This window comes from Nitrospira defluvii, assembly GCF_905220995.1.
Taxonomy (GTDB): Bacteria; Nitrospirota; Nitrospiria; order Nitrospirales; family Nitrospiraceae; genus Nitrospira_A; species Nitrospira_A defluvii_C.
The window spans coordinates 49,327-64,518 of sequence record NZ_CAJNBJ010000007.1 but is presented as its reverse complement, the minus strand read 5'-3'; the positions used below and the strand labels follow the sequence as shown (position 1 = coordinate 64,518).

Genomic DNA, 15,192 nt, shown 5'->3' with positions numbered 1-15,192 from the left:
CGCCGGCATGCAGGTCGATGTCTTGCGTCCGATTCGGAGGACCAGACGGGGCGAGATCCGCGCCAGGGCCGTGATGATCGACATCGATCACCTTGACATTGCTGTACCGCCACTGGCCCTTGACCAGGGCCAGTCCTTCGTCGGTTTTCAAATCGACGATCGCCTCCGGCCGCATCCCCGGCGCATCACCGGTGACCTGCGCCCAGGTAAAACCTGGACAGAGCGTGAAGGCGAGAGCTGCAAAAATGATCATTCCGCTTCTTCGATTGTTCATTTCACGCTCCGTCCTCAGAGGATGCTCAACACGGTCATCCAACGAGGCCGCAGGCGATGCAAGCACCGCAGGCGTACCCTCAGGGTACGTTGAGGATAGTTGCGAGCCGAGAACAAAGTTGGGGGCCGTGTTCAGCATCCGTCTACCGCACCTTGACCACGTAGTAATCAAACGGCGCCTCCACTTCCTTAAACCAGTGCGGCACCCCGTTCGGAATAATCACGACATCGCCCGGTACGAGCCTCCTCGTCTCACCGCCGTCCACAGAAGGCGCGCGGAATTCATGCGGCGCAATCATCTTCATGCCGACCGGTGTGCCGCCGGTGATGACCTGCGCCGAGCCCTTCAAGACATAGACAATGTCCGTGTCGAACTCATGGATCTCGACGACGCCGGCCTTATCGCGATGGCTGGCATGCACCATGTAGTTCCTGGCGGCATGCATCATGGTCTCGTCTTCACCGACCAATACCGTACCGTTCTCAAAGGCCGCGGACACCCTCCGGCTCTCGATGTAGGTGACCGGCAGCGGGACATGCCCGTTGTTCCTGCCCGTCATCTCCATCGAGCCCAGCGACCCGGCACCGACGATCGCGAGTTCCTCATCCTGCTGGGCGCTGGCCGCGCCGCTGACGCCGATTGCTCCCACCACCTTGCCCTCCCATTCCAACGGAATACCGCCTTGCAGGGGTGTGAAGTTTTGAAGGTCGCCCCCGAGCGTCACCATCGAGGTACGGCCGTTTTTGATCGCGTCTTCGAATACCTTCGTCGATTTCTTGAACAGCGCCGCGGTGCGAGCCTTGCCGATCGCGATATTCGCGCTGGCGGCAAACGTGTGGTCCAACCGTTCAAGCGCCAACAGATTCCCACCCTCATCGACCACCGCAATGGATCCTCCCGGCGCATCAGCCTTGCGCGCCGCGGAGACGGTTGCCGCAATGACTTGCCTGGCTCCCTCGAGCATGAGCCCACGCTTGTCAGCGACCGATTCGGCGTAACCGGCGGAGGCCGACATCGCAATGGCCGCTCCCGTCAAGGTTGCTATGAGGTATCTCATGATCGTTCTCCTCTTCTTGAGAATGAGCGGTCAGCCGCCGATGGGTATTTCTGAGCGGATCGCCGAAAGCCGACAGTTCCTACTTCGTAAACGACACGGCGACCGACGCACCGGCCATGGCGATGTCTTCATCCTGGCCCGGCGTCTCTCCGCTCACCCCGATGGCGCCGATCACCTTTCCTTCGACGACGATCGGCACACCACCCTGTAACGGCACGGCTCCGTGCAACGCCAGCGCGGCCACGCGCCCGTTCCGGACCTGCTCCTCAAACACTTTGCTCGGTCGCCGGAAGATCGCGGCGGTTCTCGCCTTATCGATGCCGACGTTTACGCTGGCCACTTGGGTGTCATCAAGCCGCTGAAGCAGGAGGAGGTTCCCGCCTTCATCCACCACGGCAATCACGACCCTGGCCCCCTCCACCTTTGCCTTGGCTTCCGCCGCGGCGACAATCTGTTTGGCGCCCTCCAGCGTCAACGCCTTCTTCTCGATCAGCTGGGCCTGCGAGGTGCTGGCCATCGCACCCAGAATGGCGATGGCGAAGACCATCGAGCGGATCATGATGTCGCCCTCCTCCGTCTGAGCAGAAAGCGCTCAGCCGTCAGCGGCCAGCCTCACTCTTCCAAGGAAGCTGAGCGCTGATCGCCGACAGCTGATGGCTATCCGCTAACGCCCCATCGCCATACCGTCATGCTTCATCCCGCCGTCCGCGTGCATTCCGTTGGCGCGGGACTCACCCGCGGCCGTCATGATCGGCCTGGGGAAAGACGCTTCGCCTAACAGAGCTTCGGCCCAGGCGCAGTAGATCTGCACCTTGGCCACATCGTGGATATAGGCCGGAATCGTGATCGTACGGTTTTCTTTTTCTCCGCCGAGCAGGCCACCCTTGATCTTCAGTCGATTGAGCAGATAGACGTTGCCCTTCGAGTCCACCACCTGCCAGTGCGGCGCCGGGGTATCCGGAATCTTGAACTCGTCGGACCAGGTTAAGGTGTCGTTGTTTCCCGATCGGCCATGTGTCGCCATGCCGCTGTTGGCCTTCACACCTTCGAACTTCACTGTGGTGTGCGCATCGGCCGCCAATCCGTTCGACGCCACGAACAGCCCTGCCGCAGCGATCATGGACAAGAACCCCATTTTGAATACGTTCGTCGCACGCATAACGCCTCCTTCTGTGAATAGTATGAGTGACCTGCGGGTCCTAGGCTCTTCAGCCATCCGACCTCCCGCATCTGCACGTCTGTCGAGCGACGGAGTGAGACCTTACAGGCGATACGCAAAGCGACTCTCGATGAAAATGTTCAACGATGAATTTTGAGGATTAAGAACTGAGTACTGAACGCTCCCGAGAACCACGGGAGACGTGTAACGGGAAAGGAGATCCGAACGATGCGATACCGGAGGTCAGGCTCTATAGCCGCAACGGAAGATGCAACGCGTGTTGTTGCGATGATGCAGTTTCGCGCAGAGGACCCGATGCGCGCCGTGCACACGCACATAGACTTCCGCGGCGAGAAGCATGCCGATGAGAGGGGCGGTGAGGTAGATCCAAAAAGCGGTCCAGAGATGAGCCGGCAGGGCCGAAGCGAAGGAGCGTGCGGGGTTCATGCTCATGCCGGAAAGAGGCGCTTCAATCGCGATGTAGGCGGCCACGAGCGCGCCGGCAACGCAACCGGTCCAGGCATTGAGCGACTTCGTATTCGACACCATCAACAGGACAAGCATGAGCCCAAATGAGATGAGCGCTTCCGCCACAAACGCCGTGCCGAACCCGGCCGGGCCCGGTGTGGTGACGACATAATTGACGGCTGGATGCTCAACGGCCTTTCCAATCGCCCTGGACACCAGCCAGAGTCCGAGCACGCCGCCGGAGAACTGAGCCATCACATAACTGCACGCGTCGATTCCTCCGATCTTTCCGAGCCGATAAAACGTGAGTGTGACGGCAGGATTCAAGTGCGCGCCGGATCGCTTGCCCCAAGGAGAGTAGATCAATCCGATCGCAGTCACTCCCATGGCCAACCCGATCATCAGACGCCGGGTCGCCTGATCAGCGAACAGGCCGTGCAGCGGCGAGTGCGGATATTCGAGCAGCGTCGTGACAACCGCCGCCGAGATCATGAACAGACCAAGCCCGGCCGCTTCCATGAGATACTCAGGCCAATGCTCGCGCACGACGTTCGGGACCGCCTGCATAGACCTATGCTCCTCTCGTCGCTGCCAGACGCGCCGCAACCGGCGCTCTGCACCGCTGCAGACGTGTGGCAGGATATCGAACGCCTGTCCGGCCCGTCCCCCGATACCCGGCGCTCGACCAAATCTCCTCCGCCGTTTCATGACAGGATCGACAGCGCCATCGCGTGATCGTCATGGCGCCCTTCTCTTCCTCAAACACTTGGCTGCTCGTGCTGAGCATCGCGCACTGGCAGGTTACACAGACCATGACGTTCTCCTCGGGAATCGGCATCCAACACCTAGAACATCTGAAAGCCCCCGGTTGAAATGTGATCCGTTAGAGCATCGGATCTGCGGTTGACGGTCGCATCGGCGGTATCGAGAACGTTTCCGCACATGCCGCATCGCGACACCCAACGCCAGATCCCTAGACGAAAACGTCCCTGTTCATCGATCCGGTCGTAGAAATGATCCGGCACGAATGTTCCTTCACAACGTGTGCACGGCATTACTCTCTCCTTGCCTCACCGGTAAGACAATGGGCTGAAGTTCCCTCTCGATGCCATCGCAGATTCCAGATGCAGCCGCCACTGAAGACACTCCACTTGCCGGCTGAGCCACCAGCAGGCCGAGCGGAAACACATCACGCGCAGGGCCTGGCCTATGTGTTGGATTCTCCAGTAGAACCACGTCTTCATTAGTCCCCTCACATGCTTGACGGTAGGTCGCACGACCTGTCCACTTCTTACACAGGAGTAGGTTTAGTGAGGCGCGAACCGATCAGGGATGAATGCGACGGTAGCGGGAGAAGAATCCGAGAGGCGCAGGAGCGCCTTTTTGGCCAGACCGGCGTAGTAGGTCCAAGCAGGACCGGAGTATCGAGTGAGCACCCGCTCGTACAACGTTCGCGCCTCCGTCAGTCGCTCTGCCGCTACCATCACCTCGGCAGCTCTGAGCGTGCAGGCCACGCCCAGTGCTTGGGGATCGATCGAGATGCGAACAGGTTGCTTCGTGACATGATCTCCCCAGCCCTTCATCCACGAAGGTGGTTCGGCGCCTGAGAGTTTCACCCCTTCGAAGTACTCGATCATCCGAAACAACTCCAGAGGATCGGTCGTTGTACGACAGTGCTGATACCGTTCCCACAATGACATGTTGGACGGGGGTTCGTTTTCCCCTGGGCGTTCAAACAGTGATACCCCCTGGCAACCACTGAGCAGAACCATGAGGAGACCCACTATCCAGCGCATGAACGTCAGTCGGCACGGCAAGGAGGCTCTTACAGGATCACCGCAAGGGCGGTGAGAAATAAAACGCGGGCCAAGTCGGCTGGAGTTCGACCCCGGGAGTATCGCCTGAAAATGGCAGCAGAAGACGAAGAGCAACCATGGCTTACGCACTGCCATCAATGAAGCTCCCCGCAGCAAGCTGCGGGGTATCACCGAACTCAACCATTCGGACCTGCCGGAGATCTTCCCGCTGTTGTCCTTGCCGCTGCACCTACCGTTCGACGATCTGCCAGCTGGCCCGCGCCCCTAGAGTGGCCACATAGTACCCATCGGTACAAAACTCCCCGCCCCACAGACCCCGCTTCACTGCGGGCTATAGGCGAAAGATCTCCCGTGTCGTAAGCGCTGAACAGCACCATCCGACCAGGAGCCACTTTGGATGCGCGCGCAGAGCAGATGGAGGTGATTCTTGTCCGTCCCCATCGCTTCCATCTCGATCGGAAACCGTGTTGTAATCTCTGCCGCTGTCTCCTGGATGATAGTCGTCACCGTGTCGTCCAGCAGCACTTTCCGGTATTTCACAGGAAACACCCTGTGGTAGTGGATTGGCCCCGCACAGTGTGCTCCCGTTCTCACTGCATCGTGACCTTCCCCCCGAAAACTAGACCATTAGGGTGGGAGTTCACCTGTGCTGAGATGGGGCCCACAGGAGGGGCCCATGACTCAAACGGCACAAGGAGGAACAGATCATCACCGTGCTCAAGGATGCCCAGGCGGGCATCGGGGTTCAAGAGCTCTGCCGCAAGCACGGCATCTCGGATGCCACCTTTTATACGTGGCGGACGAAATATGCCGGGCTCGAAGTGAGTGATGTGAAGAAGCTTCGCCAGCTTGAAGACGAAAACCGGCGGTTGAAGCAGATGGTGGCGGAGCAAGCCCTCGACATCCAAGCACTGAAGGCGATCACCGCAAAAAACTGGTAGCGCCCAGGGCGAAACGAACCGCGGCCCAGTGGATGGCCGAACGCTTTGGGCTCAGTCAGCGACGAGTGTGCCGGTTCCTCACGCTCGATCGGAACACGCTCCGGTATGGTAATCGGCGTCAGGACGATGCGACCCTGCGGACGCGCATCCGAGAAATCGCCGAGAGCAAGCGGCGCTATGGGTGCCCCCGGATTTCTGTGCGGCTACGCCGGGAAGGCTGGCGGGTGAATCGCAAGAAAGTGGGACGACTGTATTATCGTGACGAAGGGCTGTCGTTACGGCGGCGACGACGGAAAAAGGCGGCGGCGGTGCCACGGGTCGCCTTGCCGAGCCCCACGCAACCTGGCCGCTGTTATGCCATGGACTTTGTCTATGATCGGCTCGTCACGGGCCGACGATTTAAGTGTTCGACGATGACGGATCTCTACTCGAAAGAAGTCCCGGTGATTGAAGTGGATGTGTCGATCGGCGGGGCACGGGTGTGTCGGATGCTCGATCGGGTGTTTCTGACTCGCTCATTGCCAGAGACCTTGATCCTGGATAACGTACTATAGGCGGACGTCAACCACGCCAGGCAGACAGATCTCCTCTGTGCCATCGGAACGGCCACGCTGCACGAATCGGCACACACTCCCCATGGTCTTCCACGTGTTGTGAGGCGCGGCTCGCCATAGTGATACAAGGTCCTCGTTCAGGCCTTGATCGTACCCCACACAGCAGGCAGCCCCAGTGGAAGCTCCGAGCATTATCTACGAGGTCAGCACCTGCCTCGACGGCCCAGGCGAACGAAGTGCTCCACTGGGAGGGAATGCCTCAAAATACGGCCGATAATCGGTTCCGGTCTTAATCAGACCCTGTGCCACGCGCGCCACCTTGGCGGCGACGGCGCAGAGGGCCTTGCGTTTCCGATCCGGGTTCTCGGGATCCGTCTTGATATACCGCGCATATTTTTCGCGAAACGTATTCTGCCGCATCCGGACCACCCCATTCGCGGCCATCCAGAAGGCATAGCGGAGCCGCGCATTGCCATGCTTCGAGAGCCGGCTCATCCCACGGAACTGTCCGGACTGCTGTGTACTAATTGTGGGGGTGCTTGGAGTCGATCGAAACGAACGATGGTATTACACACCTGATGATGTCGACCGAATTAACTTTCAGTAGGATCTCGTGGCTCTATGGCCTCGCGCATGGCATTGTAACGCAGGAGCAATATTCTTTTCTGGTCGTGGCCGTGATTGCCAGTGCTGTGGCGCATACGGTGATCGCTGGTGGGATGTTTGTTCCGTTGCATCTGGAAGGCTTTCAAGGCATCAGGCTCAGCGTTGTCCCGAATCGATTTGTCTGCTATGACGGCCGGGAGCGGACCGAGATGGAATTTTCCCGGCGTATTTCGAACTCGCCACCACGGACACGTTGCAGACAGTCATGCAGGAGAACGTGCTTCCCGCGATGAACCAGCATATCGGCAAGAAGGTCTATGTCACAAAGCACGGGATCAGCATCATCCCCCGATCGCAGACTGAGAAAAAAAAATCATCTTCTCGACCAACGCGAACACCGCCACACACGAGGAAGATCCGGAACCATGACTGGATAGCCACGTACGAATGACACGCGTTGATTGGCCGCCGTGACATACGCGGCGATCGCCTACGCAGAGAAGCTCCTCACACTTAAGAAGCGCTGAACCATAATCATCGATCGGCCTTCTCGACATGCCCGCCGAATTGGTAGCGCATCGCTGAGAGCACCTTTTCGGCGAAGGTATGGTCTTGACGCGAACGGAACCTAGTATAGAGCGATGCAGAGAGGACTTCTGCGGGGACTCCTTCCTCTACTGCAGCCATTACCGTCCAGCGACCTTCACCAGAATCCTGAACAGAACCAGTAAAATTGGACAGGTCAGGATTTTCCGTCAGTGCGGCGGCGGTCAAGTCGAGCAGCCAGGACCCCACCACACTGCCCCTGCGCCACGCTTCCGCAATGTCCGCAAGGTTCAGGTCATATCGCATATTCTCGGAAAGGCGCTTCGAGTTGGCATGACGAAAGATATCGAACCCTTCGGCATAGGCTTGCATCAAGCCATACTCGATGCCGTTATGAATCATCTTGACGAAGTGCCCTGCTCCGGCAGGCCCGCAGTATAGATACCCCTCTTCTGCCGTTCCATCCATGCGATCCCGTCCCTTGGTCCGTTCAACGTCCCCTCGACCCGGCGCCAGGGTTTTAAAGATTGGATCAAGACGCATCACCACCGACCTGTGGCCTCCGATCATGAGGCAATACCCTCGGTCCAACCCCCACGTTCCTCCGCTCGTTCCAACATCCACATAGTGGAGCCCTCGCGCCCTCAGCGCTTCGGCACGCCGGACATCATCTTTAAAGTACGAATTGCCTCCATCGATGAGGATGTCATCCACCTCCAGCCGTTGCGCGATGGCCTCCACAATGGCTTCGGTCGCGTCTCCTGCCGGCACCATCACCCACACAGCCCGCGGTGGCGTCAATCGGCTGATCAGATCGTCCAGGGAGCCAGTCCCCACGGCGCCTTCAGCGGTCAGTCGATGTATCTGTTCAGGGTCCTTGTCAAATACGACACATTGGTGCCCTCCGCGCATCAACCGCCGCACCATGTTGGCCCCCATTCGCCCCAGTCCGATCATCCCCACTTGCATGAGTTCTCCTCCCCTACTCATGCTCCTTCGGACTCTGCCACCCGCCGAACGGAGCAATCAACGTATTGGACTCACTTGGTCCCCACGTGCCTGGTTCATATTCATAGACCGGTGTCGGTGTGGTGAGGATCTGGTCCACCACACGCCAAGCAGCTTCAACCCCGTCTTGCCGAGCAAAGAGCGAGGCATCACCGATCATGGCGTCGCCGATCAGTCGTTCATAGGCTTCCATCTCATCTCCTCGCTGATGGCTCACGAAGAGTTCCGTTTCACGTCCGATCATTTTTTCACCCGGGACTTTGGCGCGTGCCCCAATCGCAACCGCCACCCGATCGGGGCCAAGCCGGAATCGAACATAATTGCGTGGCTCCCCGACTGCCTCGCCAAACACGTCTTGAGGCGGACGTTTCAAAGTGACAAAGACTTCCGTGGCTGTGACCGGGAGATGCTTTCCGGCACGGATAAAGAACGGAACTCCGGCCCATCTCCAGGAATCGAGCTCGATCTGCAGTGACGCGAATGTTTCCACTTGCGAGTTGGATGCCACTCCGTCTTCGGTGCGATACCCGCGAAACTGGCCGCGAACCAAGGTGTGTTCGGTCAGCGGCCGCATGCGCTTGAAGATCTTGATCCGCTCATCGCGCAAAGCCTCACCGGTTCCGCTGATGGGAGGCTCCATCGCTAAATTGGCCACCAATTGAAGCAGATGGTTTTGGACCACATCGCGAAGCGCCCCAGTTTCCTCGTAAAAACTGCCTCGACCGGACACGCCAAACTGCTCCGCCATCGTGATCTGCACACTTTCCACGTACCCGCGGTTCCAAATCGGCTCGAGGAAGGAATTGGCGAAACGAAAGTACAGCAGATTTTGGATAGATTCCTTCCCTAGGTAATGATCGATGCGAAAGATCGCCGACTCGTCGAACACGCTGTGCAGCGTACGGTTCAGTGCCTGGGCTGAGGCCAGATCCCGCCCAAATGGTTTTTCGACCACCACTCGTGCGCCACGTGCACAGCCCGATTTACCGAGCCCCTCAACCACTGTCCGGAACATACTGGGCGGGATGGCCAGGTAATAGAGCGGCCGTTGAGCACGGCCGAGTTCCCGGCGGAGACGGGTAAAAATCTCATCTGCCCGGTAGTCGCCATCCACAAATCGTATGCGCTCCGCGAGTCTGGCAAAGGCCGCTTCATCGATGCCTCCACCAAATCGTGTCAGGCTCTCGCGGATGCGATCTCGCAGTTCAGCCTCATTCCTATTCGCTTTGGCTACCCCAATGACGGGCACCGTCAGATGCCCCCTCTTGATCATGGCCTGCAAGGCGGGAAAGATCTTCTTGAAGGCCAAATCTCCCGTGGCGCCGAACAACACGAGTGCATCTGCCGATGAGTCAATCATGACGGCCTCCTGGTGACATCACACGCATCCATTCCCCGTGATGGTCTCCGGTCGCAACCTCGCCTTGCGACCATCGAAGAGACGGAGCCCCGGACATCCTTTATGCCGACACCTGCTCCACCACTGATCGCAGCCTTGCCAAGCCCGCATGGACGTCGGTGCCCAGATGCACACGCAACAGTCGCCGGTCTCGTTCCGTCAACACCTGAAAATCTCCGCGTGCCTGCGCAGCTTTCACGACGCCGAACGTGTAGCTCTGCCCAGGTACCCGTAGGTCGACGGCATCCTCGCAGGTGATTTGGAGAAAGAGACCGGTATTCGGCCCTCCTTTATAGGCCTGTCCCGTGGAATGGAGAAATCGCGGGCCAAATCCCACGCAGGTGGCGACGCGTTTGGCGTCCCGCACCCTCAGACGCATGGCCTGGAGCTCCGCCTCGTGACTGGGATCCATCTCCAGGTAAGCCAGCAACGCGAAGTACTCGCCGGTGGCGAGCAAATTCAGATGGGCTGCGAGATACCGCCCAAGAGACAGAGTTGGGCCTGCCGCGGCTTGGAGCATGTGAGCATAGCCTGGATCAGCAAATAGTTTGATCCCGCCCTCTTCGAAAATCGGAGATTCCTCGGGAAGCGCCCCGGTTCGTTCATATTCCGCGGTCAATTCCTTGGTGGCTAACTTGCTCGCCTCGACGTCCGGCTGGTCGAATGGATTAAGGCCCATGATGGCCCCTGCCACTGCTGTGGCAAACTCCCAGCGGAAAAATTCCTGACCCAGGTCATACAGTTCACTCACCGTAATGCGAACAATCGGATGGCCCTCCCGCTCGAGCCGGTTGATGGCTACGTCTTGACTCTTCTCCGGCGCTGCCTGCAATCGGATATAGATGAACACACGATCTGCGCCATAGACCGCGGGATGTCCCACGGGCTCGCGATCAACCGGAATAATGCCCTTGCCCGCCTTGCCGGTCGATTCGGCCAGGAGTTGTTCGAGCCAGGCTCCGAACGAGGCCAGGTCGGGTGAGGACACAATCGTCACCTTATCGCGCCCATGCTTGGCGAGTACTCCGAGGGTCGCACCCAGTATCAAGCCGGGATTCTCTTTAACAGGCACAGAGGGAAAACAGGCTTCCACCATTTCTTCCGCACTCTCGAGCAACTGGGCAATATCAAGACCCATGACCGCAGCTGGCACCATGCCGAAATTCGACAGCGCGGAATACCGTCCTCCGATCGTTGGCACGCCGAAGTAGAGATGCCGAAAATCGTTGGCTTCAGCAATCTGTTGCAATGGGGAACCGGGGTCTGTAATCGCGATGAATTGCCGGACGGCGGCTTTGACCCCGACAAGCCGCTGAACTCGTTCAAAGAAATAGTGCTTGAGAATCATGGGCTCCAGGGTGCTCCCCGATTTGCTCGAAACGATGAAGAGCGTGCTGGCAATCTGGATTCGTTTTTCAATGGTCCGAATCTGGGCCGGATCGGTTGAATCGAGCACATGGAGTTCCGGATAGCCGGCTTGCCTTCCAAACGTCATCCTGAGAACCTCAGGGCAAAGGCTCGACCCACCCATCCCCAACAATAAGATATGGGTGAACCCTCTGCGCCAGGTTTCTCCCGCCAGGTTGGTGAGCAAAGGAACGTGAGCCAGTTGTTGATCCGTAATGTCCAACCACCCGAGCCACCGGTGCTCGTCACCGTCAGTCCAGAGGGATGGGTCATGATTCCACAGGCGTCGGACCCTGTCGGCCTCGTTCCATTCCTTGAGTGAAGACTGGACTTCAGCAGCCATATCTGTCGGGAGCGAATACGAACAGCTGTTGAGTGGCACAGGGTCATTCCCCCTGACGTGCGATTCGACGGCCACAAGCAGGTGGTCGAAGGCGTTGCTGAACGATTGCAGCCCCTCCTCCAAGAGCCGGTCGGTGATGGCGGTCATTGAAAGTCCTGCCCGTTCCGCAGCCAGTAGCACGGCTTTGGCCTCATCAAGGTCCTTTGTCAATCGGCTCGCGGGATGGCCATGATCACGGAAGGCGTCCAGTGTCGCAGGCGGCACCGTGTTGACCGTCTCCGGACCAATCAGTTCTTCGACGTACTGCACGTCGCGATACCGAGGATTTTTGGTGCCCGTACTCGCCCAGAGCAGCCGCTGGGTGGTCGCTCCCAGCCTCGCGAGGGCATCCCAGCGAGAGCCGGAGAAAAGGGCCTGGTACCGTTGATACGCTAACTTGGCATTCGCCACAGCGATCTTTCCTTGGAGGCCTCTGAGCGTCGCGCGTTTCTCTTCGTCCGTCGACTTTTTGAGCAAGACGGAAATTTCGGCATCCGCCGCGGTATCAATGCGACTGATGAAAAAACTGGCCACACTGGCAACACCGCCGAGGTCACCACCCCGCCTCGCCAATTGCTCCAGCCCCGCGAGGTAGGCGTCGGCGACCAACGCGTAGGTTTCCTGCGCGAAGAGAAGAGTGACGTTGACGTTGATGCCCATACCAATCAGTTGTTCGATCGCCGGGATTCCCGCAGGTGTGGCCGGCACTTTGATCATCAGGTTATCCCGCCCAACGGCTTCCCACAGCCGCTTCGCTTCCTGAAGGGTCCCCTGCGTGTCATGAGCCACAAGGGGAGACACCTCCAGGCTCACATAGCCATCACGCCGCTTCGTGCGGGCATACACTGGTTGCAACAGGTCGGCTGCAGACTGAATATCCTCGATCGCTAACCGTTCAAAGCCCGCCTTGGCATCCAGACGTGGCTCCTTCCGGAGCAGACTCAGGGCATCGGCATAGTCCGAACTTCCGGTGATCGCCTTCTCGAAGATCGCAGGGTTTGATGTCACGCCTACCACGCCCTCTTCGAGGATGAGACGCTGCAAGGCTCCGCTTGTGATGAGACTCCGCTGAATATAGTCCAACCAGACTGATTGACCGAATGCCTGAAGCGCACGAACGGGATTCGTAATCCTGACTTGGGTGGCGTACATCATGGCGTCTCCTTCTTTGTTGGTCGCTGGTTGTCCCGATACAGTAATCATCGATGTCCTCAACGCCGGCCGGTGGCCAATCGTTCTTGGACCACGGTGAGAAGACGATCGGGGGTAAATCCGAACTTCTTTTGCAGTGCTTTGAGCGGCGCTGATGCCCCAAAGGTATTCATGCCAATGCTGATCCCGGCCGCCCCGACATAGCGGTCCCAACCGGTGGTCGCAGCCTGCTCGACGGACACTCGCATCGTGACGTCGGGTGGGAGGACTTGATCGCGATAGGCTTGACTCTGCCGTTCAAACAGTTCCCAGGAAGGCATACTCACCACACGAACTTGCACCCCGTCGGCGGTGAGCCGTTCATAGGCCGCGAGGCACAGCGCCACTTCACTCCCCGTCGCCAACAACAGGACTTCCGGGTATCCCCCTGGCGCCTCAGCGAGAACATACGCGCCCTTGTCCAAACTGGCGGCAGAAGCATATTTCGTACGATCCAAAGTCGGGAGCGCCTGCCTGCTCAGGATCAGCGCCGCAGGCTCATGATGCAGCCGCATGATCACACGCCAGGCTTGCACGACTTCATTGGCGTCGGCTGGCCGAATGACGAGCAGTCCCGGAATGGCCCGCAATGCCGCCAACTGCTCGATGGGCTGATGGGTCGGCCCGTCTTCTCCCACGCCGATCGAATCGTGCGTCAACACATGGATGACGGGAAGTTCCATGATGGCACTGAGTCTGATCGCCGGTTTGGCATAATCACTGAAGATCAAGAAGCCGGACCCGAAGGCCCGCACCTTCGAGAGGGACAAGCCATTCAGGATCGAGGCCATGGCATGTTCTCGCACCCCGAAATGCAAGTTTCTTCCTCCATAATTCGTAGGAATAAAATCACCGGCCTCTTCAGCGGTCAGCCGAGTCTTCGTTGAAGGTGCTAGGTCCGCGGAGCCCCCGATCAGCCACGGCACGCGACCTGCTAATGCATTCAAGACCATCGCGGATGCATCCCTTCCCGCCACTCCCTTCGAGTCCGCGGGAAAGCTCGGCAAATCATGGTCCCAACCAGTGGGAAGCTCTCGGTGTTGCATCCGAGACAAGGCATCCGCCAGTTCTGGATAAGTCTGTCTGTAGTCAGCAAATCGCCTCATCCACTGCTCTCGCTCCATTCGTCCTCGTGTGCCCATGAGATGTTGGAAATGCTCCGGGACGCCAGCGGGTACGAGAAATTGTGCATCCTCCGGCCACCCGTAGGAACGTTTCGCCAACCTGACTTCCTCTTCGCCCAACGGCTCTCCGTGTGCCGCGCTGCTGTCCTGCTTATGCGGCGATCCATACGCGATGTGGCTATCGACGATAATCAGGGTCGGTCGATCCTGAGTCTCCCGGAACGTCGTGAGCGCCCGGTCGAGCAGGAGGAGGTCGTTGGCGTTGGCCACTCTCGTCACAGTCCATCCATAGGCAACGAAGCGAGCCGCCACGTCTTCACTAAAGGCCAGGTCTGTGCGCCCTTCGATCGTGATGTGATTGTTGTCGTAGATCCAACAGAGATTAGACAGTTTGAGATGTCCAGCTAACGATGCGGCCTCTCCTGTTACCCCCTCCATCATGCAGCCATCTCCGCAGAGGGCGTAGACGTCGTAGTTGATCATCTGGAACTCGGGACGATTGAAGTACGTTCCCATCCAACGGCCGGCGATGGCCATCCCCACGCTCGTGGCAGCGCCTTGTCCCAGTGGTCCCGTCGTCGTCTCCACGCCGGTGGTCCAGCGATATTCCGGATGACCAGGGCACTTGCTATTCAGCTGTCGGAACTGCTTGATGTCGTCCAAGGTCACCGCCGGCTTCCCCACCCTCTCGTACTGAGGATTGACCGCCTTCACGCCGCAGAGATGCAGCAGCGAGTAGAGCAACATGGAGGCATGGCCGATCGAGAGCACGAACCGGTCACGGTTAGGCCAGATCGGATCCTGAGGGTCAAACCGTAAAAAATGCTGCCACAAGCCGTAGACCACCGGAGCCAAGGCCATCGCCGTGCCTGGATGTCCAGACTGTGCTTGCTGGACCGCATCCATCGAGAGGGTCCTGATAGTGTTGATACACTGTTCATCGATACGTTGGATGGTCATTACACCTCCGATCTGTTCACGTGAGCCTCACGCACGTCGAACGTCTGTGGAGTTCCCATGTGAACGGATTTCGAATACAGGGCCAACATCCTGGCAACGGGTTCAGCCGGTCCCATGCCCGAAGAGGATCGCGTTAACGCAGCCCACCACCGGGCCGTGCCTCACCCCGTTCCGTCTCCCTATCCGACTGGAGCCGTGCAGGACTGCGGCCGCCCTCCGGCCCTAGGGAGCCGGATCCCGGTCCGATGGAGGGAGAAAGGGGAACTGTCGGCCTTCCAAGATCAGGGCTCCGCGGCGGG

14 protein-coding genes and 1 pseudogene are annotated in these 15,192 nt (G+C 58.9%); 2 read left to right on the top strand and 13 right to left on the bottom strand.

Annotated features, from left to right (window positions below):
- The 8 genes from KJA79_RS10905 to KJA79_RS10870 all read right to left on the bottom strand — a co-directional run.
- Nucleotides 1–274, bottom strand: a 274-nt coding sequence (locus tag KJA79_RS10905) for a hypothetical protein (RefSeq protein WP_213042078.1), incomplete at its 3' end; no start/stop codon positions are given.
- Nucleotides 275–416: 142 nt separating this feature from the next.
- Nucleotides 417–1,331, bottom strand: a complete 915-nt coding sequence (locus KJA79_RS10900; protein WP_213042077.1) for a heme-binding protein — start codon at nucleotides 1,329–1,331, stop codon at nucleotides 417–419.
- A gap of 79 nt (nucleotides 1,332–1,410) precedes the next feature.
- On the bottom strand, nucleotides 1,411–1,890 hold the full coding sequence (locus KJA79_RS10895) for a GlcG/HbpS family heme-binding protein (RefSeq protein ID WP_213042076.1): 480 nt from the start codon (nucleotides 1,888–1,890) through the stop codon (nucleotides 1,411–1,413).
- Between the two features lie 105 nt (nucleotides 1,891–1,995).
- The gene (locus KJA79_RS10890; protein ID WP_213042075.1) at nucleotides 1,996–2,490 is read right to left on the bottom strand and encodes a hypothetical protein; all 495 of its coding nucleotides are present in this window, start codon (nucleotides 2,488–2,490) and stop codon (nucleotides 1,996–1,998) included.
- Between the two features lie 243 nt (nucleotides 2,491–2,733).
- Nucleotides 2,734–3,525, bottom strand: a complete 792-nt coding sequence (locus KJA79_RS10885) for an MIP/aquaporin family protein (protein ID WP_213042074.1) — start codon at nucleotides 3,523–3,525, stop codon at nucleotides 2,734–2,736.
- 4 nt (nucleotides 3,526–3,529) lie between these two features.
- A complete protein-coding gene (locus KJA79_RS10880; protein WP_213042073.1) occupies nucleotides 3,530–3,772 on the bottom strand; it encodes a hypothetical protein in 243 nt (80 codons plus the stop codon).
- Between the two features lie 493 nt (nucleotides 3,773–4,265).
- Entirely contained in the window at nucleotides 4,266–4,658 is a 393-nt protein-coding gene (locus KJA79_RS10875) for a tetratricopeptide repeat protein (RefSeq protein ID WP_213042072.1), read from the bottom strand.
- Between the two features lie 438 nt (nucleotides 4,659–5,096).
- Nucleotides 5,097–5,315 (bottom strand): transposase, encoded by a 219-nt coding sequence (locus KJA79_RS10870; RefSeq protein WP_213042071.1) that lies wholly within the window; start codon nucleotides 5,313–5,315, stop codon nucleotides 5,097–5,099.
- A gap of 158 nt (nucleotides 5,316–5,473) precedes the next feature.
- Here KJA79_RS10870 and KJA79_RS10865 point away from each other — a divergent pair.
- Nucleotides 5,474–5,716, top strand: a pseudogene (locus KJA79_RS10865) (transposase); the annotation flags it as partial.
- Between the two features lie 32 nt (nucleotides 5,717–5,748).
- Complete coding sequence (locus KJA79_RS10860; RefSeq protein WP_213042069.1) at nucleotides 5,749–6,270, top strand: IS3 family transposase; 522 nt, start codon at nucleotides 5,749–5,751, stop codon at nucleotides 6,268–6,270.
- Between the two features lie 195 nt (nucleotides 6,271–6,465).
- On the opposite strand, the gene KJA79_RS10855 is transcribed toward KJA79_RS10860, so the two are convergent.
- The 5 genes from KJA79_RS10855 to tkt form a co-directional block, all read right to left on the bottom strand.
- On the bottom strand, nucleotides 6,466–6,798 hold the full coding sequence (locus tag KJA79_RS10855; RefSeq protein WP_281412679.1) for a transposase: 333 nt from the start codon (nucleotides 6,796–6,798) through the stop codon (nucleotides 6,466–6,468).
- Nucleotides 6,799–7,410: 612 nt separating this feature from the next.
- On the bottom strand, nucleotides 7,411–8,391 hold the full coding sequence (gene gnd / locus KJA79_RS10850) for a phosphogluconate dehydrogenase (NAD(+)-dependent, decarboxylating) (RefSeq protein WP_213042067.1): 981 nt from the start codon (nucleotides 8,389–8,391) through the stop codon (nucleotides 7,411–7,413).
- 13 nt (nucleotides 8,392–8,404) lie between these two features.
- Nucleotides 8,405–9,790, bottom strand: a complete 1,386-nt coding sequence (zwf, locus tag KJA79_RS10845) for a glucose-6-phosphate dehydrogenase (protein WP_213042066.1) — start codon at nucleotides 9,788–9,790, stop codon at nucleotides 8,405–8,407.
- Between the two features lie 100 nt (nucleotides 9,791–9,890).
- Complete coding sequence (locus tag KJA79_RS10840; protein WP_213042065.1) at nucleotides 9,891–12,773, bottom strand: bifunctional transaldolase/phosoglucose isomerase; 2,883 nt, start codon at nucleotides 12,771–12,773, stop codon at nucleotides 9,891–9,893.
- Between the two features lie 56 nt (nucleotides 12,774–12,829).
- On the bottom strand, nucleotides 12,830–14,893 hold the full coding sequence (gene tkt, locus KJA79_RS10835; RefSeq protein WP_213042064.1) for a transketolase: 2,064 nt from the start codon (nucleotides 14,891–14,893) through the stop codon (nucleotides 12,830–12,832).
- Nucleotides 14,894–15,192: the final 299 nt, after the last annotated feature.

Bases quoted from the DNA above. Each gene is read 5' to 3' on its own strand.
- KJA79_RS10900 (WP_213042077.1), bottom strand. From the start codon at position 1,331: ATGAGATACCTCATAGCAACCTTGACGGGAGCGGCCATTGCGATGTCG.
- KJA79_RS10895 (WP_213042076.1), bottom strand. From the start codon at position 1,890: ATGATCCGCTCGATGGTCTTCGCCATCGCCATTCTGGGTGCGATGGCC.
- KJA79_RS10890 (WP_213042075.1), bottom strand. From the start codon at position 2,490: ATGCGTGCGACGAACGTATTCAAAATGGGGTTCTTGTCCATGATCGCT.
- KJA79_RS10885 (WP_213042074.1), bottom strand. From the start codon at position 3,525: ATGCAGGCGGTCCCGAACGTCGTGCGCGAGCATTGGCCTGAGTATCTC.
- KJA79_RS10880 (WP_213042073.1), bottom strand. From the start codon at position 3,772: ATGGTCTGTGTAACCTGCCAGTGCGCGATGCTCAGCACGAGCAGCCAA.
- KJA79_RS10875 (WP_213042072.1), bottom strand. From the start codon at position 4,658: ATGTCATTGTGGGAACGGTATCAGCACTGTCGTACAACGACCGATCCT.
- KJA79_RS10860 (WP_213042069.1), top strand. From the start codon at position 5,749: ATGGCCGAACGCTTTGGGCTCAGTCAGCGACGAGTGTGCCGGTTCCTC.
- gnd (WP_213042067.1), bottom strand. From the start codon at position 8,391: ATGCAAGTGGGGATGATCGGACTGGGGCGAATGGGGGCCAACATGGTG.
- zwf (WP_213042066.1), bottom strand. From the start codon at position 9,790: ATGATTGACTCATCGGCAGATGCACTCGTGTTGTTCGGCGCCACGGGA.
- KJA79_RS10840 (WP_213042065.1), bottom strand. From the start codon at position 12,773: ATGATGTACGCCACCCAAGTCAGGATTACGAATCCCGTTCGTGCGCTT.
- tkt (WP_213042064.1), bottom strand. From the start codon at position 14,893: ATGACCATCCAACGTATCGATGAACAGTGTATCAACACTATCAGGACC.